The 18583-nt window shown below is 43.1% G+C and carries 19 protein-coding genes; 4 read left to right on the top strand and 15 right to left on the bottom strand.

All coding sequences use genetic code 11. The features are described 5' to 3' along the window. Positions 1-55: 55 nt before the first annotated feature. From BLR53_RS14925 to BLR53_RS14885, 9 genes are all read right to left on the bottom strand, one after another. Positions 56-1126 carry a M20 family metallo-hydrolase gene (locus tag BLR53_RS14925; protein ID WP_037441348.1) on the bottom strand — a complete coding sequence of 357 codons (1071 nt, stop codon included), beginning with the start codon at positions 1124-1126 and terminating at the stop codon, positions 56-58. After that, positions 1126-1944: a pyrroline-5-carboxylate reductase gene (proC, locus tag BLR53_RS14920; RefSeq protein WP_074590828.1), complete on the bottom strand. Its 819-nt coding sequence runs from the start codon at positions 1942-1944 to the stop codon at positions 1126-1128. Before proC ends, BLR53_RS14925 begins: the two co-directional genes overlap by 1 nt. A 6-nt stretch (positions 1945-1950) precedes the next feature. Then, positions 1951-2739 carry an acetylglutamate kinase gene (argB, locus tag BLR53_RS14915; RefSeq protein WP_074590826.1) on the bottom strand — a complete coding sequence of 263 codons (789 nt, stop codon included), beginning with the start codon at positions 2737-2739 and terminating at the stop codon, positions 1951-1953. A gap of 26 nt (positions 2740-2765) precedes the next feature. Beyond that, on the bottom strand, positions 2766-3731 hold the full coding sequence (locus BLR53_RS14910; RefSeq protein WP_074590823.1) for a Rossmann-fold NAD(P)-binding domain-containing protein: 966 nt from the start codon (positions 3729-3731) through the stop codon (positions 2766-2768). Beyond that, positions 3728-4861 (bottom strand): aspartate aminotransferase family protein, encoded by a 1134-nt coding sequence (locus BLR53_RS14905; RefSeq protein WP_037441339.1) that lies wholly within the window; start codon positions 4859-4861, stop codon positions 3728-3730. Before BLR53_RS14905 ends, BLR53_RS14910 begins: the two co-directional genes overlap by 4 nt. 76 nt (positions 4862-4937) lie before the next feature. Further along, complete coding sequence (argC, locus tag BLR53_RS14900) at positions 4938-5909, bottom strand: N-acetyl-gamma-glutamyl-phosphate reductase (protein ID WP_074590821.1); 972 nt, start codon at positions 5907-5909, stop codon at positions 4938-4940. Continuing rightward, on the bottom strand, positions 5899-7092 hold the full coding sequence (gene argG / locus BLR53_RS14895) for an argininosuccinate synthase (protein ID WP_037441334.1): 1194 nt from the start codon (positions 7090-7092) through the stop codon (positions 5899-5901). The genes argC and argG overlap by 11 nt, the downstream gene beginning before the upstream one ends. Before the next feature lie 133 nt (positions 7093-7225). Then, entirely contained in the window at positions 7226-7933 is a 708-nt protein-coding gene (locus tag BLR53_RS14890; protein ID WP_037441331.1) for an N-acetyltransferase, read from the bottom strand. A 413-nt stretch (positions 7934-8346) separates the two neighbouring features. Next, complete coding sequence (locus BLR53_RS14885; RefSeq protein WP_074590819.1) at positions 8347-9549, bottom strand: NAD(P)/FAD-dependent oxidoreductase; 1203 nt, start codon at positions 9547-9549, stop codon at positions 8347-8349. A gap of 202 nt (positions 9550-9751) precedes the next feature. Between BLR53_RS14885 and BLR53_RS14880 the strand changes: the two genes are divergently transcribed. From BLR53_RS14880 to BLR53_RS14870, 3 genes are all read left to right on the top strand, one after another. Then, positions 9752-10825, top strand: coding sequence for an NADH:flavin oxidoreductase/NADH oxidase (locus BLR53_RS14880; RefSeq protein ID WP_074590878.1), 1074 nt, complete (start codon positions 9752-9754; stop codon positions 10823-10825). A gap of 101 nt (positions 10826-10926) precedes the next feature. Next, positions 10927-11232: a YbaB/EbfC family nucleoid-associated protein gene (locus BLR53_RS14875; protein WP_037441326.1), complete on the top strand. Its 306-nt coding sequence runs from the start codon at positions 10927-10929 to the stop codon at positions 11230-11232. Positions 11233-11280: 48 nt separating this feature from the next. Beyond that, positions 11281-11958 (top strand): metal-dependent hydrolase, encoded by a 678-nt coding sequence (locus BLR53_RS14870; protein ID WP_074590817.1) that lies wholly within the window; start codon positions 11281-11283, stop codon positions 11956-11958. Positions 11959-12027: 69 nt separating this feature from the next. Here BLR53_RS14870 and polA read toward each other — a convergent pair whose 3' ends face one another. The 6 genes from polA to trmB all read right to left on the bottom strand — a co-directional run bounded on the left by polA (position 12028) and on the right by trmB (position 17509). Further along, complete coding sequence (gene polA, locus BLR53_RS14865) at positions 12028-14838, bottom strand: DNA polymerase I (RefSeq protein WP_074590814.1); 2811 nt, start codon at positions 14836-14838, stop codon at positions 12028-12030. An 87-nt stretch (positions 14839-14925) separates the two neighbouring features. Beyond that, positions 14926-15612, bottom strand: coding sequence for a CPBP family glutamic-type intramembrane protease (locus BLR53_RS14860; protein WP_083332090.1), 687 nt, complete (start codon positions 15610-15612; stop codon positions 14926-14928). Further along, complete coding sequence (locus BLR53_RS14855) at positions 15605-16177, bottom strand: DNA-3-methyladenine glycosylase I (RefSeq protein ID WP_037441322.1); 573 nt, start codon at positions 16175-16177, stop codon at positions 15605-15607. The genes BLR53_RS14860 and BLR53_RS14855 overlap by 8 nt, the downstream gene beginning before the upstream one ends. A gap of 4 nt (positions 16178-16181) precedes the next feature. After that, complete coding sequence (locus BLR53_RS14850; RefSeq protein WP_037441320.1) at positions 16182-16523, bottom strand: carboxymuconolactone decarboxylase family protein; 342 nt, start codon at positions 16521-16523, stop codon at positions 16182-16184. 9 nt (positions 16524-16532) lie between these two features. Next, positions 16533-16859 (bottom strand): MGMT family protein, encoded by a 327-nt coding sequence (locus BLR53_RS14845; RefSeq protein WP_037441319.1) that lies wholly within the window; start codon positions 16857-16859, stop codon positions 16533-16535. Then, positions 16859-17509: a tRNA (guanosine(46)-N7)-methyltransferase TrmB gene (gene trmB, locus BLR53_RS14840; protein WP_037441316.1), complete on the bottom strand. Its 651-nt coding sequence runs from the start codon at positions 17507-17509 to the stop codon at positions 16859-16861. The genes BLR53_RS14845 and trmB overlap by 1 nt, the downstream gene beginning before the upstream one ends. A gap of 120 nt (positions 17510-17629) precedes the next feature. Here trmB and fcl point away from each other — a divergent pair, with 120 nt between their 5' ends. Next, a complete protein-coding gene (fcl, locus tag BLR53_RS14835) occupies positions 17630-18559 on the top strand; it encodes a GDP-L-fucose synthase (protein ID WP_074590809.1) in 930 nt (309 codons plus the stop codon). Positions 18560-18583 lie beyond the last annotated feature (24 nt).

The following is an 18583-nucleotide window of genomic DNA, read 5'->3' as shown; positions in this document are numbered from 1 at the left end:
ATGTCCCGATGCGATTAATAATAAGGTCCGGAAAAAATAATCCGGCGGTTAAAGGCTATTTACCCCCGATAACAGGCTTCAGCAGCGCGATATAAAGGGAAATTCCTTCCTCGACTTCTGCACTGTATACATATTCGTCGGCCATATGTGACCTTGCCGAATCACCAGGACCTATTTTTACTGAAGGGATGCTCAATAGAGCCTGATCAGAAGTTGTAGGGGAACCATAAGTAGTCCGTCCTAGCGCAATACCAGATACAACAAAAGGATGTCCTTTATCTATAGACGAAGGTTTTAGTCGGATAGAACGCGGTGTGACTTCACAATCCACATTAGTTCTGATTATCTTCAGGACTTCTTCGTTCGTATAAGCATCCGTTACCCGGACATCCACAGTGAATGTGCAAGTTGCAGGAACTACATTATGCTGAGAACCCGCATTAATGATCGTAACCGACATTTTCAAAGGTCCGAATACCTCTGACACCTTTGAAAAACGGTAATGCCTGAACCAGTCAATAGCTTTTAAAGCTTTATAAATCGCGTTATCACCTTCCTCTCTGGCTGCGTGCCCGGCCTTGCCTGTAACAGTACAGTCAAGTACCAGTAAACCCCTCTCGGCAATAGCAAGGTTCATTTGGGTTGGCTCACCGACTATGCCAAACTCTAGTGGGCCAAGATCAGGAATTACACATTCCAGACCATTGTTACCCGAAATCTCTTCTTCTGAAGTTGCAGCGAGGCAGAGGTTATAACTCAAACCGTCCTGCTCGTAAAAATATAAGAAAGTAGCTATCAGTGAAACCAGACATCCGCCAGCGTCATTACTACCCAGACCGTACAATTTACCATCTTCCAGATCCGGGGCATATGGATCCCTGGTATAGCCGGAATTAGGTTTAACAGTATCGTGGTGGGAATTTAAAAGGACCGTCGGCTTAGCCGGATCATAAAATTTATTATAGGCCCAGACATTGTTCAGTTTACGATGAACGGGCACCCCGCGCTCCTGAAGGAACTGTGCGATCACTTCCGCTGTCTGGTCTTCTTCTTTACTGAAGGAAGGAATGCTGATTAATTTTGTCAGCAAGGCTAAACTATCCTCTTGCAGTTTTTCTATTGTCATTATTCTTTGGTATATAATGCCCCGGCTTTTAAAGCCGAAAGCTTGATGCCTTTGATCAGGGAGGAACTAAATCCATTATGTTCCATCTCGTTTAAACCCGCGATGGTACACCCTTTAGGCGAAGTAACTTTATCAATTTCCTGCTCCGGATGTGATTTCATCTGCAATAATAAATCTGCAGCACCCTTTGCAGTTTGCACGGCCATTTTCAGGGCTTCGTCAGCATGAAAACCTATTTCTACACCACCCTGCGAAGCCGCTCGGATAGCTCTAAGAAAGAAGGCGGTACCACAGGCACATAATGCTGTAGCAGCAGTCATCAGGTCTTCATTAATTTTAACAACAGCACCAACCGTTTCGAACATCCGGCAAACCTCCTCCACATGTTCTGCTGAAGCATTATCTGTAGCCACACAAGTCATAGACTGACCAATTGCAATAGCCGTGTTGGGCATTGCCCGGATCACTTCCAGTTCCGGATAAGATTTAGAGCGGATATCTGCACAGCTCACTCCCGATGCCACCGAGATAAAGACCTGCTTTGCAGGAACAGTAGCCGGTTTAATCTGTTCCATTAACTGATTCAATTGCTGGGGAAGTACTGCTAGTACCACAATATCCGAAGCGGCCACAGCAGCAGCGTTATCGGCATCCACGCCATAACCCAGTGCAGCAAATTCCGCAAGGTTTGCAATGTTTCTTCTGGTTAAGATCAATTGTTCCGGTTTTGCATACCCGGCTTTCACCAGACCTTTAGCCAGTGACAGACCTATATTTCCGCTGCCAAGTATGGCTATTTTACCCGTAAACTGTTTCATAAGACGCTATGCTGTTAATTCTGTACCGAAACCATTTGTATCAATCAAAGGAAGGTCATCTGCCTGTCCGATATAGACGGCGCGGACTCCCTGCCTGATCGCCTCAAAAGCGTTAAACAATTTAGGAATCATACCACCGGAAACCACACCATCAGCCTTTAAAGCTTCAAAAGAAGTACTGCTGATCTGCCTTACCACCGAATCATCGTCATCTACATCACGCAGCACACCTTTCTTTTCGAAACAATAAACCAGCCTGGTATCATAAATACCTGACATGGCTACAGCCACCGCTGATGCGATTGTATCTGCATTTGTATTCAGCAGCTGTGTCTGTCCGTCATGCGTAATAGCACAAAGAACAGGAACCAGTCCACTTTCCAGTAAACTCTGCAAAGTTTTAGTATTTACCGAATTCTCGTTCAGGTCCCCTACAAAACCATAATCAACGGTAGAGACGGGCCTTTTCACCGCAGAAATCACATTACCATCTGCGCCGCTCAGACCAATTGCATTACAACTTTTTGCCTGGAGCTGCGCAACCATATTTTTATTGATCAGCCCGGCATAGACCATTGTCACAACCCTTAAAGTTTCAATATCGGTTATTCTTCTGCCGTCAACCATTTTAGGTTCAATCCCCAGGCTTTTGCCCAGTTCAGAAGCAATTTTACCACCACCATGCACCAGGATCTTGTCTCCTGGCAGCGCATGGAAATCCAGCAGGAACTGATGAAGTTTCTCGGAATGATCAATAATATTACCGCCTATTTTAATAATGGTTAACTGTTTCATGAGCTGTAAACTATTTGGGAATCGTTCTAAGATAAGTTTTCCAGCAGACCTTTCAAAACCGCCTGAGCAGCCCATAAACGGTTACCCGCTTCCTGAATCACCAGGCTGTTCGGACCATCCAGAACCTCACTGCTCAACTCCAGGTCTCTGCGGACCGGTAAACAGTGCATTACCCTGGCATTGTTCGTCCCCTTAAGCTTATCACCGGTAAGCATCCAACCTTCCGGGAAAGGAAGAATTTTACCGTAATCAGCAAAACTTGACCAATTCTTTACATAGATGTAATCGGCACCTTCCAGTGCTGCATCCAGATCATGACTGATTGTCGCTCCCGGAGTGAAATCTTCCGATAATTCGTAACCAGCAGGCTGTACAACTGTAAAATCAACAAGCCCGTCCTGCTGAGCCCGGCACATCCATTCCGAAAAAGAATTCGGAACTGCTTGCGGCAACGCTTTCACATGAGGCGCCCAGGCTAAAACGACCTTAGGCTTGCCTTCGCCCTTCCAGGTTTCCTGAATAGTAACCAGGTCGGCCAGACTTTGCAGCGGGTGCCGCGTGGCACTTTCCAGACTCACAACCGGAACTCCGCAATAGCTTATAAATTTGTTAAAGAAATCTTCGTTATAATCCTCGTCTCGGTCTTGAAGTTTAGGAAAAGAACGCAGGCCCAGGATATCACAATATTGTCCCATCACAGCCGCCGCTTCGCGGATATGCTCAACAGTACTGCCATTCATAACCACACCATCTGCTGTTTCCAGCGCCCAGCCCTCTTTATCCATATTCATAACCATCACACTCATCCCTAAGTTAATGGCCGCTTTCTGCGTACTCAGACGGGTACGCAGACTTGGGTTCAGAAAAACCAGGCCTATCGTTTTATGTCTCCCCAGGTGTTCCTGACTATAAGGGTTCTGTTTTAAGGTTAACGCATCATTTACTAACTGGCTGATGTCTTTAACATCATTTACTGAAGTGAATTGGTTCATCCTTTTATAGCGATTTTAAATTTGTCTAAAAACTGATCTGCCTGTGCTTTGCTCAGGTTTAATGCCGGCAATAATCTGATTACATTAGGTTTTGCCTCTCCGGTAAAAATATGGTGCTGAAAAAGCAGGTTCTTTTTAACCTGTGAAAGTTCCGCCGGCAGATCGATACCGATCATCAGTCCACGACCTCTTACTTCCTTTACACCTTCAATTTTGCGCAGCTCCTGAATCAGATACTCTCCGATTTCCGCAGCATTCTCCATTAGATTATCCTGCTCCATAATTTCAAGAACAGACAGTGCTGCAGCACAAGCCAGATGATTACCACCGAATGTCGTACCCAGCATACCGTGCCAAGGCTTAAATTTCGGAGCAATAGAAATTCCTGCAACCGGGAAACCATTTCCCATCCCTTTGGCCATCGTATAAATATCTGCCTGAACACCAGCGTAATCATGCGAATAGAACAAGCCCGTTCTGCCATAACCACACTGAACGCTGTCTGCAATGTAAACGGCATTATACTGATCACAAAGTGAGCGAATTAACTGAAGGAAAGATTTACTGGCTTCCTGAATACCACCAACACCCTGGATTCCTTCAATAATTACAGCAGCAACATCTTGTCCATTTTGGTTAAAATACTCCTTTAGAGCCTCTTCATCATTGAAAGGAAGAAAATCGATATTGGTAGTCTCATTAACCGGTGCAATTATTTTGGGGTTATCAGTCGCCGAAACGGCAAGTGATGTACGGCCGTGGAAAGCACCTTTAAAAGCGACAATCTTTTTTCTGCCGTTATAGAAGGATGCTAATTTTAAAGCATTTTCATTGGCTTCGGCACCAGAATTACATAAAAACAGCTGATAATCCGTTTTACCGGAAACCTGTCCCAATTTTTCGGAGAGCTGAACCTGCAGCGGAATTTTAACAGAATTACTGTAAAACCCAACCTTAGCCAGCTGCTCGGTTAGACGTTTAACATAATGCGGATGCGTGTGTCCGATAGAGATCACCGCGTGTCCGCCATACAAATCAAGATATTCCTGACCTTTTTCATCCCAGACAGTACTACCTGAGGCTTTAACAATTTCTATATCATTTAATGGATATACGTCGAATAAGTTCATCTTGTTTTGGTTTTGGTCCGGACAAAGCCCGGAATAAATAAATAATCGGATAATTGCTCAGAATTAGCGGCTATGCTTAAAAAGCAGAGCCTTTAAGCCGTAGCCCTTGCTTTTCCTCCAAACCAAACAATAGATTCATATTCTGCACAGCCTGCCCGCTTGCACCCTTTAACAGATTATCAATAATACTGATGATCAATAACTTGTCACCATGTTTTTCCACGTGCACCAGGCATTTATTGGTGTTAACCACCTGTTTCAGGTCAATATTTTTTACACTTACATGCGTAAACGGATGCGCCGCATAATAGTCGTTATAAAGTTTTTCCACTTCTTCGGCGGACAAATCACTATCCATATAAACAGCTGCCAGAATACCTCTCGTGAAGTCACCACGCTGCGGAATAAAATCCATAGCGGCCTTAAAAGCCGGGTCCAACTGTTGCAGACTCTCACCGATCTCATTCAGATGCTGATGTTCGAATGCTTTATAAACAGAAAGATTATTATTACGCCAGCTGAAATGTGATGTGGCAGAAAGACTTTGTCCAGCACCCGTAGAACCCGTTGTCGCGTTGATGTGGATATCATTTTTTAGCTGTCCGCTGGCTGCAAGAGGTAATAATGCTAACTGTATGCAGGTCGCAAAACAGCCTGGGTTAGCAATAAAAGAAGCTTGCTGAATACGTTCCCTGTTTAGTTCAGGCAAACCATATACCCAGCTATTCCCTGCCGAAGCATGTAATCTGAAATCCTGGCTCAGGTCAATGATTTTAATTCCTGCAGCAATTGGATTTGCATCCAGGAATTTTTTGGCGTCCCCGTGTCCAACACACAGGAATAAAACATCAATCGCATCGGATAGTTCAGCACTGAAGCGAAGGTCTGTATCCCCTAAAAGGTCTGTATGGACATCAGAAATGAGATTTCCCGCATTACTGTTGCTATGTACAAAGGTAATTTCCACGCCATCGTGGTTCAGGAGCAGACGCAGCATTTCGCCACCTGTATAACCTGCTCCTCCTACAATTCCTGCTTTAATCTTCATTGCCGTTCACTTTATGCCAGATCATTACCTGGTTACCAAATATTTTAGAGAATCCTTTCACGTCTTCACCGCTCCAGGCATTATTCATTTCACCATAGCTGCCGAATTTGTTACTCATCAGATCATGTGCAGATTCGATACCTATTACCTGGAAACGATAAGGCAATAATTCAACAAATACTTTTCCGCTAACCATTTTCTGGGTGTCGGCTAGAAAAGCTTCAATATTACGCATGATCGGATCATGGAACTGGCCTTCATGAAGATAGTTACCATAGAAAGAAGACAATTGCTCCTTCCAGCTCAGCTGCCATTTGGTTAATGTATGTTTTTCCAGTGTGTGGTGTGCTTTGATAATTACCATTGGTGCGGCAGCTTCAAAACCTACACGCCCTTTAATCCCGATAATCGTATCTCCAACGTGAATATCACGGCCAATACCGTAAGGCTGCGCAATAGCTTGTAATTGCTGAATAGCAGTTACAGGATCTAATTTTTCACCATCAAGACCAACAAGCTCACCTTTTTCAAAAGTCAGTTCAATTTTACGGCTTTCAGTTTCAGTAACCTGGGTAGGCCATGCCTCTTCAGGAAGTGTTTGATGGGAAGTAAGCGTTTCCTGTCCGCCTACTGAGGTACCCCAAAGACCTTTATTGATTGAGTATCTCGCTTTTTCGGCACTGTAAACAACGCCGTGTGATTGTAAATATTCAATTTCAGCTTCACGGGATAATTTCAAGTCCCTGATCGGCGTAATAATTTCTACACCCGGAATAATAATATTAAAGATCATGTCAAATCTTACCTGATCATTACCAGCACCGGTACTGCCGTGTGCTACATAGTCAGCACCAATTTTCTTTACATAATTGGCGATGGCCGTTGCCTGACTTACACGTTCAGCACTTACAGATAATGGATAAGTAGCATTTTTAAGCACATTACCGAAAATCAAATATTTGATACACCCTTCGTAATAATGTGTAGTTTCATCTACGACTGCATGAGAAGCCACGCCAAGTGCATATGCCCGTTTCTCAATCTCCTGCAATTCTTCGTTAGAAAAACCACCCGTATTTACAATCACGGAATGCACTTCCAAACCTCTGTCCTGCGCTAAATGAATACAGCAAAATGACGTATCTAAACCTCCGCTAAAAGCTAAAACTACTTTCTTTTTCATCGTTCTTTTATTTTTTGATTAGGTGCTGAAACCCGAAAGGCTCCATTGTTCTTTTATTTATTAAACTACTTTGTTTCTTTTAAACGCTTAAGCTAAAGCCTTCGTTTAAAAATATCCCTTAAAGCTCTTCTTCTTATCTTGCAAAAATCGACGACAAAAAAGACACAGACTTATTTTCGTTACTGCCATCCTGAGATTTCGGCTGTAATACCAGTCTTTGCTTAATGCGCATAAAACGCTCATAAAGCTTCGGCTTACGCTGCAGCTCTTCCGCAAATTTCTTGGCGACATCATGTTTTTGCTTGGCAGGATCGTAGAGCATAGCCGTGCACATGCAATTTTTGCGCTCCTTACTTTTCAGGATCTCAAAATTTACACAGCTCTGGCAGCCCTTCCAGAAATCCTCATCCTGAGTCAGTTCCGAATAAGTAACGGGTTCATAGCCCAGATCAGAATTGATCTTCATGACAGCAAGACCAGTGGTCAGGCCAAATATCTTAGCTTTAGGATAGTTCAGGCGGGAGAGTTCAAAGATTTTCTCTTTGATCATATGGGCCAGCCCGACTTTTCTGTATTTTGGACTAACAACCAGGCCGGAGTTCGCAACGAACTGACCATGACTCCAGGTCTCAATATAACAGAATCCAGCCCATGAGCCATCTTTATTAAAGGCTATTACGGACTTGCCCTCAGCCATTTTGCCAGCGACATAATCAGGGGATCTTTTAGCGATACCTGTACCGCGTGCTTTAGCTGATTCGGCCATCTCCAGGCAGATTTCTTCAGCGAAAACACGATGTTCAGGAAGTGCAACCTGCACTACAAAATCGTTTATATTCATTAAAGGTTAACGAAAAAATAAGTGTGTAAATTAATTGTTTTTTAAGAGGCAATCCTCTAAGACGGAGTAAAGAAATACTCACATGCGGGGTGTATAATTCTGCCGGCTGGTTGTTACATAGATGACAGGCTGCAAACGTTCAATATACAAACTTCGCGCAGCAATATTCTTTGCTGTTACGATGCTAAGTTTATGTGAAGTATGCATTGTCATTTTCTGTATAAAATCCCGCTTTAGATTATTAATTTGTAAAGGTTTAAATAAATATTGAGTTGTGCAATACGTGTTTTAATTTTTTGACATTCAAACGATCCTTATCCGCCTGCTGCTCAACGGATACAAAAGTATGTTTTATTTGAAAAATGCAACTAAAAACAGGTTAATTTTATGTTATTTTTTTTCATTTCTTTCAATTAGCGTCCGAAGCGGAACTCATGCGAAAGTAAATTCTGTTTTCCCTCCAGTAATCCAGAGATAATTTCCATACCCAATACAGAAAAAGTAATCCCGTTTCCACCAAATCCCAGTACAAAATAAGTATCCTGAAATCTTGGGTGTTCCCCGATATATGGCAGTCCGTCTTTAGTTTCTCCAAAAGTACCACACCAGCTGAAATCTGTGATAAAATCAATTGCAGGAAGAAATGCCTTCAATGTTTTATTGAGCTTCCCCTCTTTCCGGCCTAAAAGTGCATCCCGCCGTAATGCGTTCCTGAAATTTTCATCTTCACCACCAACTAGCAGTCTACCGTCTGCAGTCGTACGCAGATATAAATAAGGGGAATCCGTATTCCAGAATAATGTATCGCAAATACTATTTTTCAGTTGCGGATTCCGTTCACTTACCATCGCATAAGTACTTTTAAGCTTCACGATCTTTTCCGGCAGCAGGCCCTGGGCCTCATAACCCGTACAGTAAATAACTTTACCGGCACTAATCATCGACCCTGTATCCATCTGTGCAATTATACCCTGTTTCAAACGCGTCACCTTCCTGACTGCTGTCCTGTCAAAAACACGCAACCCCCTTTTTACATTATAATGCAGCAGATCATGCGTCATACAGAAGGCATCCAGACTTCCACCATCACCGGATAAAATTGCACCCGCCGCTTCCAGTCCATACAATTCCCTTAAATCATCCTTTTCCAGCCAGCTCACATTCAGTCCGGCAGCTTTACGGACTTCAAATTCATGAAGCAACCATTTCAGGTCTTTTTTCTGTGCCGCAAAGTAGACAGATTTTTTCATCTCAAAACCACAGGAGGAGCCAATTTCCTGAGCGAGGTCACGAAGTTTGTAGATTGCGTCCCGGCAACCGAGGTAACTATTATTGGCACCCGGTACGCCGATCATTTCCTGCAAACGATAAAGCGGTACATCTATTTCATACTGAAGCATGGAGGTAGTAGAAGAAGTACTTCCATACCCAATTTCTCTTTTATCGACTACAACAGTCTTATATCCCTTCTTTACCATTTCATGTGCTATCAGGGCACCGGTAATCCCTCCACCTATGATCAGAATATCACATTCCAGGTCAGTTCTCAAAGAAGGATAAGTATGCAGAAGGCCATTTTTGACCAGCCAGAAAGGTTCATTAGAGCGCAGATCCATATATTACAGCTAAAATAAACACAACAAACTTTGCGCTGTGATGTTTGCATATCGCGTGGTCTTTCAGGCCGGCTGATACATTTATTTGTCAAATATTATTTTATATCAGCTAAAACAGAACAAAATTAACATAGTAACCGTTTTTTTGTTACTCCCTGATACAAACCCGGTATCCGGCAGGGAACTTATCAAATCAGCGTATATGTCATTACTTTTTTCGCCCATACAGATTAAAGATCTGAACCTCAAAAACAGACTGGTTGTCTCTCCGATGTGCCAGTACAGTGCTAAAGACGGATTTGCCAATGACTGGCATCTCGTACACCTGGGAAGCCGGGCGGTAGGCGGCGCAGCCCTGATCATACAAGAAGCAACAGCGGTTTCTCCGGACGGACGGATTTCTCCAGGAGACCTTGGGATCTGGTCCGACGAACATATTCCTGTATTACAGCAAATTACCTCATTTATTAAAAACCAAGATGCCATTGCGGGTATCCAGTTGGCTCATGCTGGCCGCAAGGCAAGTTTCGACGTACCCTGGAGAGGTGGCCGCCAGATTAAGATCGAAGACGGCGGATGGGAAACAGTAGCAGCAAGTGCTATTCCTTACCATGCAGATGACAAAGCTCCCGTAGCAATGGACGCGGCAGCGATCAGCAAATTCAGGGACGACTTTAAAGCTGCTGTAAAAAGAAGCATTACAGCGGGTTATGAGCTTATTGAGATCCATGCTGCGCATGGCTACCTGTTCCATCAGTTTCTATCTCCTCTTACCAATTTAAGAACCGATGAGTACGGTGGCAGCTTTGAAAACAGAATCAGGTTGCTAATGGAAGTCGTTGCAGACACTAGAGAGATCTGGCCAGTAGAAAAAGCGCTGTTTGTAAGAATCTCGGCAACTGATTGGGCAGCAGGCGGGTGGTCACCAGAGGAATCTGTCCGGTTGAGTGGCTTACTAAAGGAGAATGGCGTGGACCTGATAGATTGCTCATCGGGCGGAAATGTCTCTCATCAGCAGATTCCACTTAAACCTGGCTATCAGGTGGAATTTGCAGAATCGATTAAAAAAGAAACCGGCATTTTAACCGCAGCAGTAGGATTAATTGATAATGCGTCACAAGCCGAGGAGATTTTGCAAAATGATCAGGCAGACTTGATTTGTATGGCCAGAGAATTCTTAAGAGAGCCTTATTTCGCACTCCATTCAGCTGCAGAATTAGAAGATGAGATTACATGGCCAAATCAATATGTGCGGGCAAAACCGGCAAAACATTAACTACTTCTTGCGATCAGACATACGCCAGCCCTGTTTTCTATAAGAAATTTAAATGTGTTAAACCTATTTGTCTTAAATTCGTTGTTTAAAAAAACTTAGATATGTTCGATAAATTAATGGCAGCCCAGCATAAAGCTGAAGAAATTAAAAAACGCCTGGACACTGTTTCGGTATTTGCTGAAGTAGAAAACGGTGCAATTAAAGTTACGGCGACTGCAAATAAAGCAATTACGGATATCGCAATTGATCCTGATTTTTATGCTCAGGCAGACCGGGAGGAAATTCAGGAATTGCTGCAGACAGCCATCAATAAAGTCTTAGAACAGGCAGAAAATGTAAGTGCTGCAGAAATGCAGTCTGCTACCAAAGATATGCTGGGTGGTCTGGGCGGCATGTTTGGCGCTTAAAGACACATCAGCGTACTATTAAAATAGATTTTTGTAAAAACATAACAAATGAAATTTACCTATTACGGCCAGTCCTGCTTCCTGCTGGAGGCAGATGGCAAAAAGTTTTTATTCGATCCATTTATCAGTCCTAACCCATTGGCCTCTGCCGTTGACATTAAGACCATCGAAGCAGATTATATTTTAGTCAGTCATGGACATGGCGATCATGTTGCAGACCTGGCAACCATCGCTAAACAAACCGGCGCATTGGTCATTGCCATGCCGGAAGTTGCTGACTGGGCCGGTAAACAAGGTGTTGAAAATATACATCAGATGAACTATGGCCCCGCAAACTTTGATTTCGGTAAATTAAGGATGGTTTGGGCTACACACTCCAGCTCTATGCCAGATGGCAGTTATGGTGGTAACCCGGCAGGATTTGTATTGGAAACCGGGGGTAAAGTTATTTATTACGCTGGTGATACCTCGCTGAATCTGGATATGAAAATCCTGGCTGATCTTTATAAACTAGATTATGCAATTCTGCCTATTGGCGGTAATTTTACGATGGATGCTGACGATGCACTGATCGCAACACGCTATATCGCCTGCGATAAAGTAATAGGCGTTCATTATAATACCTTCCCGGTTATCAAAATAGATACGGAAGATGCGCAGGCGAAATTCAGCAGAGAGAATAAATCATTACTGTTACCGGCTATTGGTGAAACAATAGAGTTATAGTATTCTACATGTAAGTATACAAAAAAGCCCCTTCCAAGTCCGGAAGGGGCTTTTATTTTGACTCAAATTTTAATGCGCCTCCAGCCAGGTACGACCTTCGCCAATTTCTATTTCAATTGGAGCAGTAGTTTCGATTGCAGACTTCATCCTGTGGCTGATAATTGATTTCATTGCTTCAACCTCTGTTTTAAGGACGTCGAATACAAGCTCATCGTGTACCTGCATTGTCATTTTAGACTGCAGATTCTGCGCTTTAATATCCTGGTGGATATTAATCATTGCAATTTTAATCATATCTGCAGCAGAACCCTGAATCGGAGCATTAATCGCATTTCGCTCCGCAAATCCCCTTACTGTTTGATTTGCAGAATTAATATCCCTCAGATATCTCCTTCTGCCCATCATAGTTTCCACGAACCCGTTCTCTCTGGCAAAATTCATGGTGTCATTCATATAACGCTTAATACCAGGATACTGTGCGAAATATTGCTCTATCATTTCCGCAGCCTCTTTTCTAGGGATGCCCAGGTTTTGGGAAAGACCAAAAGCAGACTGTCCATATATAATGCCGAAATTAACTGCTTTTGCATTTCTTCGCTGGGTTGGCGTCACTTCCTCAATGCTCAACCCATACACTTTCGCGGCAGTGGCTGTATGGATATCAATCCCATTTTTAAAAGCATCCAGCATATTTTCTTCCTTCGCGATATCAGCAATAATACGCAGTTCGATCTGCGAATAATCTGCAGACAGTAACACATGATTCTCGTCCCTTGGGATAAATGCTTTACGCACCTCTCTACCCCTTTCGGTACGGATCGGGATGTTCTGTAAATTCGGGTTATTAGAACTTAAACGTCCTGTTGCTGCAACGGCCTGGTTATAGCTGGTATGCACTCGACCGGTTTTTGGATTAACCAATAAAGGTAATGCATCTACGTATGTAGACTTCAGTTTCTGTAACTGTCTGAAATCTAATATATCTTTTACAATATCACTTTTCGAAGCCAGTCCCATCAACACATCTTCACCAGTCTGATATTGTCCTGTTTTTGTTTTTTTAGCCTTAGGGTCGAGCTTGAGCTTGTCGAAAAGCACCTCGCCCAATTGCTTAGGTGAAGCGAGATTAAATACCACCCCAGCCTTCTCAAAGACCAGTTGCTCAAATTTGCGAATCTCTATTTCCAGTTCGGCAGAATAAGTAATCAGCGTATCCATATCGATACGGACACCTTCCTTTTCCATATCGGCTAATACGAAGATCAGTGGGTTTTCAATTTTTTCCGCAAGTTCGGCCGCATTCAATTGTTTCAGTAACGGGCTAAAAACTTCGGCCAGTTGTAAAGTCACATCAGCATCTTCCGCTGCATAATCGACTACTTTTTCCACCGGAACATCCCGCATAGTACCTTGATTTTTACCTTTCGGACCAATTAGTGTAGTAATAGAAATCGGTGTGTATCCCAGGTAATTCTCAGCCAGTACATCCATATTATGGCGTGTATCCGGATCAATCAGGTAATGCGCCAGCATCGTATCAAACAACTGCCCTTTCACCTCTATATCATACCATTTCAGGATCAGCATATCATATTTGATATTCTGACCTATCTTACGAATCTGTGCATTCTCCAGGACTGGTTTAAATTCCGCTGCAAGCTGTAAAGCTGCATCCCTGTCTGCAGGAACGGGGATATACCATCCCTGACCCGCCTTTATACTGAAAGATAAGCCTACCAGTTCGGCGAGGTTCGCATCTGTCCCTGTAGTTTCTGTATCAAAAGATATGCTTTCCTGCTGCAGTAATAAAGCAATCAGTTCCGCTCTTTTTTCCGGAGAGCCGACAAGTTGGTAATCAGGTGCGGTATCAGCAATAGTTTTCCCTGCTGCAGGCTGTTCAAATAAATTGGGGAGCTGCTCAAAAGGTTTGGGTCTTTCCGGCATTGCTGCAGGTTGCCCGAACAGATCAGTTTGTCCTGTGACCGCTGCTTTTGCATCACTCACCGAGAAGCCCTCTCCGAAAACACGTTTACCTAATGTTCTGAACTCCAGTTCTGCAAATAGCGGCTCCAGTAATTCACGGCTCGGCTCATCCAGTTTGAGAGATGTTTCATCGAATTCTACAGGAACGTTCAGTATGATCGTAGCCAGCTTTTTGGAAATCATTCCCTGGTCTGCGAAATTTTCTACATTTTCACGCTGCTTGCCTTTCAGCTCATGAGAATGTGCTATAATATTTTCTACAGAGCCATAGGTCTTTATCAGCGACTTCGCCGTTTTCTCCCCAATACCAGGGATGCCGGGAATATTATCCACTGCATCACCCCACAAGCCCAGAATATCAATCACCTGTTCCACATTCTCAATATCCCATTTGGCCAGCACTTCAGGAACACCCATGATTTCCATGTCATTTCCCATTCTGGCCGGTTTGTAAATAAAGATATTTTCTGAAACCAGTTGCGCAAAATCCTTGTCAGGCGTCATACAATATACTGTAAAACCTGCCTTTTCACCCGCTTTAGCAAGTGTACCGATAATATCATCCGCTTCAAATCCATCTTTGGTTATAACAGGAATATTAAACCCTTCAATTAATTTGAATATATAAGGTAAAGCAGCCGCCAGATCTTCTGGCATCGCTTCCCTGTGTGCTTTATAAGCGACAAAATCAGTATGTCTTTCTGTAGGTGCATTTGTATCGAACACCACGGCAATATGACTGGGCTGTTCTTTTTTCAGCACTTCCATCAGGGTATTGGCAAAACCCATAACCGCAGAGGTATTAATCCCTGTAGAAGTAAACCTGGGATTTTTACTTAAGGCAAAATGAGCCCGGTATATCAGTGCCATACCATCAAGCAGGAAGAGTTTTTTCATATTATTATATTGTTTGCTAATACAGACGTATCTATCCTGTCAAAGTTAACACCTGATTTTTAGTAAACCTAATCGACGGCAGCTGAATTATCTGGCGAAAATCAATACTGCAGGTACAAGATTAAAACAGCAGTGCAGGATAATTCCGTAGATTAAACCATAACGCATTCTCACATAGCCAAAGATCAACCCTCCTGTAAGTTGTGGAAGGGTATAAAGCAATCCAAAAGGCAGCAATTGTATACCACTCGAGAAATTTCCCAAATGAAAATAAGCAAAGGCTAAAGCTGTAAAATGGAAATAAAAAGGAAAGTATTTTTTTCTAAAATTATGTTTGCGGGTCAGGCTTCCGGCCAGGTTAAAACGGTATAACAGATATAAAACTCCAAAGATCGGAGGAGAGATTAGATATGCCCATTTTGTGCCGGTAATTGCAGTAAGCAAAGCACCGCAAATAAAGGCCAGGAAAAGCAGACTCGCAGAAAAATAGCGCAGCTGCATCCGGAAAACCAGTTCTTCCATAACCGGACCATAAAGTAATGCACCAAAAAGCAGCATCCACTTTGATTCCATACTGCTTATTAAGGATGGTCCGGGCTTAGGAATCAGTCCGAGTCCGATCAGGGTAAAATCTGCCACGCTTGCCAGAATAGCTGCCGAAAGCGTAATTAACCAGAGTCCTGCCATCGTGCGAACAGGAAACTCCGGCTTTTCCGGCACCATTAACACGGGGTATCGGAGATAAGTATAAATATCCTTAAAAAGGTCAGGCATCTGCTGTTCTGCAGTGACAGCTGGTCAGGTGATCGTTGACCATGCCCATTGCCTGCATATGTGCATAACAAATAGTAGTACCAAAGAATTTAAACCCTCTTTTTTTCATATCCTTGCTAATTGCATCAGAAATCTCAGTTCTGGCCGGAACTTCAGACAGGTTACTAAAATGATTGATCAGCGGTTTCCGATCTGGCATAAATCCCCAGATATAACTAGAGAAGGACCCAAATTCCTGCTGTACAGCAATGAATAAACGCGCATTTACAGCAGCCGATTTTATTTTTAGCCTGTTTCTGATAATCCCTGTATTCTGCATTAACCGTTCTTCATCCTCTGCTGTAAACGTGGCGACTTTCTGCACATCAAAATCCGCAAATGCGTCTCGATAGGCTTCTCTTCTACGTAAGATAGTTATCCAGCTTAAACCAGCCTGGGCACCTTCCAATATTAGGAATTCAAATAATTTCTGGTCATCATAAACCGGCCTGCCCCACTCTTGGTCGTGGTACCGGATATAATCGGGATCGGAACCGCACCACCCGCACCTGACTAAATTATCCATCTGATCAGGTGTTTAATTCATCCCAGTATTCCACTGCCCTACGGTAATGCGGAATTACGATTGAACCGCCAACAAGATTGGCAATCATAAATACTTCATTCAGCTCAGCATCGTTTACACCCGCATCGAAACATTTCTCCAGGTGATATTTAATACAGTCATCACAACGCAGCACCATCGAAGCCACCAGTCCCATCATTTCTTTACTTTTCACGTCAAGAGCACCCTCTGCGTAGGTAGTGGTATCCAGTGCAAAAAACCTTTTAATATTGGTATTTGCAGTCTCCATGATCCGGTCGTTCATTTTAGAACGATAGTCATTAAATTCTTCTACTAATTGTCCCATTTTCTTTAATTAAATTTCTATTGCAGGATCCCAGAATACCGTTTTAAAATTCTGAACCTGATCGTTTTCAACCGTTATTCCCTCTTGTTCCAATAATTCCTGCATCAGGTCCGACCCGCGAAAATGGAATTTTCCCGTTAACAAACCTTTGTGATTAACCACCCGATGGGCTGGCACAGGGGGCTGCAGATCATGAGCCAGATTCATCGCATAACCTACCAAACGGGACGATCTCCCTGCACCGAGTGCTTTGGCTATTGCTCCGTAAGAAGTGACCCTTCCTTGAGGAATAAGCCGAACCACTTCATAAACCTGTTCATAGAATGATGGTTCCATTATTCCAGTGAAAATTGGATATAATTAATGTTTTTGTCCTGTTTCAGGTAAATGCGCTCGTAATGCGTTTTGATCTGCAAAACTTCATCATAAAGTTCCGATGTATACAGCTGGTCTGTTTTTTTATAACATGGTAATCCCAGTTCTTCTACCACCTGAACCGTATAGGCATATAAACCATCGTTATCGGTTTTCAGGTTAATCTTTCCACCTGGTTTAAGGATATTTTTATATTTATTCAGGAAGCCCGGAAAAGTAAGTCTTTTTTTCTCCCTGCTATCCTGCGGTTGCGGATCAGGAAAAGTAATCCAGATTTCATCAATTTCATGCTGACCAAAGTAATCAACAATATCTTCAATCTGTATTCTCAGAAAAGCCAGGTTTGGTATCTGTTCATCTACTCCAGTTCTGGCGCCTCTCCAGATGCGGTTACCCTTCAGGTCAATCCCTATAAAGTTCTTTTCCGGAAAGAATTTAGCCATATTCACGGAGTATTCACCTTTACCACAGGCCAGTTCGAGCACAATCGGCTGATCATTCTTAAAATGATTTTCACCCCATTTTCCCTGAAGTACTTTTCCCTCTTCCATCTGATAGACATTCGGGAAGGTGTCTATTTCAGCAAATTTCCTTAACTTATCTTTACCCACTATTTTATTTTTTTAGCAAAAATACAATTTAATCCGTCAAAAGATCCTGCCTGGTAATTTGTATTTTTACGGTCTGAATTAATTAAAATTAATAGAATTCAGATAAGCTCAAGCAACACCATGGAGAAGAATGCAAAAATATATATCGCCGGACATCGTGGAATGGTGGGGTCGGCCATTTGGAGAAAACTGGAAGACTCAGGCTATACCGGATTAATGGGTAAAACATCTGCTGAGCTAGATCTACGTGACCAGCAGTCCGTGGCTGAATTTTTTGAGCAGGAAAAACCTGATTACGTTTTTTTGGCAGCAGCAAAAGTCGGCGGAATTGTGGCAAACAATACTTACAGGGCAGATTTTTTATATGAAAACCTTGCCATTCAGAATAATGTGATCCATCAGGCTTATATACAGGGCGTCAAAAAACTCATGTTTCTTGGCTCGAGTTGTATTTACCCGAAACTTGCCCCGCAGCCGCTAAAAGAGGAATATCTATTGACAGGATTGCTGGAACCAACCAACGAACCTTATGCGATTGCTAAAATAGCAGGGATCAAACTATGTGAGGCTTACCGCGCACAATACGATTGTAATTTCATTTCCGTTATGCCAACCAACCTGTACGGTTACAATGACAATTATCATCCTCAAAACTCTCATGTATTGCCTGCACTGATCCGCAGGTTTCATGAAGCAAAGGTTTCCGGCGCGCCCGAAGTAATTATCTGGGGTTCAGGCAGCCCGTTAAGAGAATTTTTATTTGCCGATGACCTGGCTGAAGCGTGTTTATTCCTGATGGAAAATTATCATGAACCCGAGCTGATCAATATCGGAACCGGCAGCGACCTCTCCATTCGGGACCTGGCTTTGCTGATCCGCGATATTGTGGGATATACCGGAGAACTGAAGTTTGACAGCACCAAACCAGACGGCACACCAAGAAAACTCATGGACGTGAGCAAGCTGCATTCGCTGGGCTGGAGACATACGATTGAACTGTCGGAAGGTATTGCTCTCGCTTACAGCGACTTTTTGAAGAAGGAAAATTAATTCAACGGATAAGAGCAGATTGAA

This window comes from Pedobacter antarcticus, from assembly GCF_900103515.1.
Lineage (GTDB): Bacteria > Bacteroidota > Bacteroidia > Sphingobacteriales > Sphingobacteriaceae > Pedobacter > Pedobacter antarcticus.
Note: the sequence above shows the minus strand (reverse complement) of the source record. Positions and strands in the feature narration are given on the sequence as shown.

Excerpts from the sequence above, each read along its gene's own strand:
- argG (WP_037441334.1), bottom strand. The coding sequence starts at position 7,092 with ATGAAAAAGAAAGTAGTTTTAGCTTTTAGCGGAGGTTTAGATACGTCA.
- BLR53_RS14885 (WP_074590819.1), bottom strand. The coding sequence starts at position 9,549 with ATGGATCTGCGCTCTAATGAACCTTTCTGGCTGGTCAAAAATGGCCTT.
- BLR53_RS14845 (WP_037441319.1), bottom strand. The coding sequence starts at position 16,859 with ATGGAACCATCATTCTATGAACAGGTTTATGAAGTGGTTCGGCTTATT.
- BLR53_RS14905 (WP_037441339.1), bottom strand. The coding sequence starts at position 4,861 with ATGAACTTATTCGACGTATATCCATTAAATGATATAGAAATTGTTAAA.
- polA (WP_074590814.1), bottom strand. The coding sequence starts at position 14,838 with ATGAAAAAACTCTTCCTGCTTGATGGTATGGCACTGATATACCGGGCT.
- BLR53_RS14910 (WP_074590823.1), bottom strand. The coding sequence starts at position 3,731 with ATGAACCAATTCACTTCAGTAAATGATGTTAAAGACATCAGCCAGTTA.
- BLR53_RS14890 (WP_037441331.1), bottom strand. The coding sequence starts at position 7,933 with ATGAATATAAACGATTTTGTAGTGCAGGTTGCACTTCCTGAACATCGT.
- BLR53_RS14855 (WP_037441322.1), bottom strand. The coding sequence starts at position 16,177 with ATGGATAATTTAGTCAGGTGCGGGTGGTGCGGTTCCGATCCCGATTAT.
- BLR53_RS14880 (WP_074590878.1), top strand. The coding sequence starts at position 9,752 with ATGTCATTACTTTTTTCGCCCATACAGATTAAAGATCTGAACCTCAAA.
- BLR53_RS14860 (WP_083332090.1), bottom strand. The coding sequence starts at position 15,612 with ATGCCTGACCTTTTTAAGGATATTTATACTTATCTCCGATACCCCGTG.
- argC (WP_074590821.1), bottom strand. The coding sequence starts at position 5,909 with ATGAAGATTAAAGCAGGAATTGTAGGAGGAGCAGGTTATACAGGTGGC.
- argB (WP_074590826.1), bottom strand. The coding sequence starts at position 2,739 with ATGAAACAGTTAACCATTATTAAAATAGGCGGTAATATTATTGATCAT.
- BLR53_RS14875 (WP_037441326.1), top strand. The coding sequence starts at position 10,927 with ATGTTCGATAAATTAATGGCAGCCCAGCATAAAGCTGAAGAAATTAAA.
- BLR53_RS14850 (WP_037441320.1), bottom strand. The coding sequence starts at position 16,523 with ATGGGACAATTAGTAGAAGAATTTAATGACTATCGTTCTAAAATGAAC.
- BLR53_RS14870 (WP_074590817.1), top strand. The coding sequence starts at position 11,281 with ATGAAATTTACCTATTACGGCCAGTCCTGCTTCCTGCTGGAGGCAGAT.
- proC (WP_074590828.1), bottom strand. The coding sequence starts at position 1,944 with ATGAAACAGTTTACGGGTAAAATAGCCATACTTGGCAGCGGAAATATA.
- BLR53_RS14925 (WP_037441348.1), bottom strand. The coding sequence starts at position 1,126 with ATGACAATAGAAAAACTGCAAGAGGATAGTTTAGCCTTGCTGACAAAA.
- fcl (WP_074590809.1), top strand. The coding sequence starts at position 17,630 with ATGGAGAAGAATGCAAAAATATATATCGCCGGACATCGTGGAATGGTG.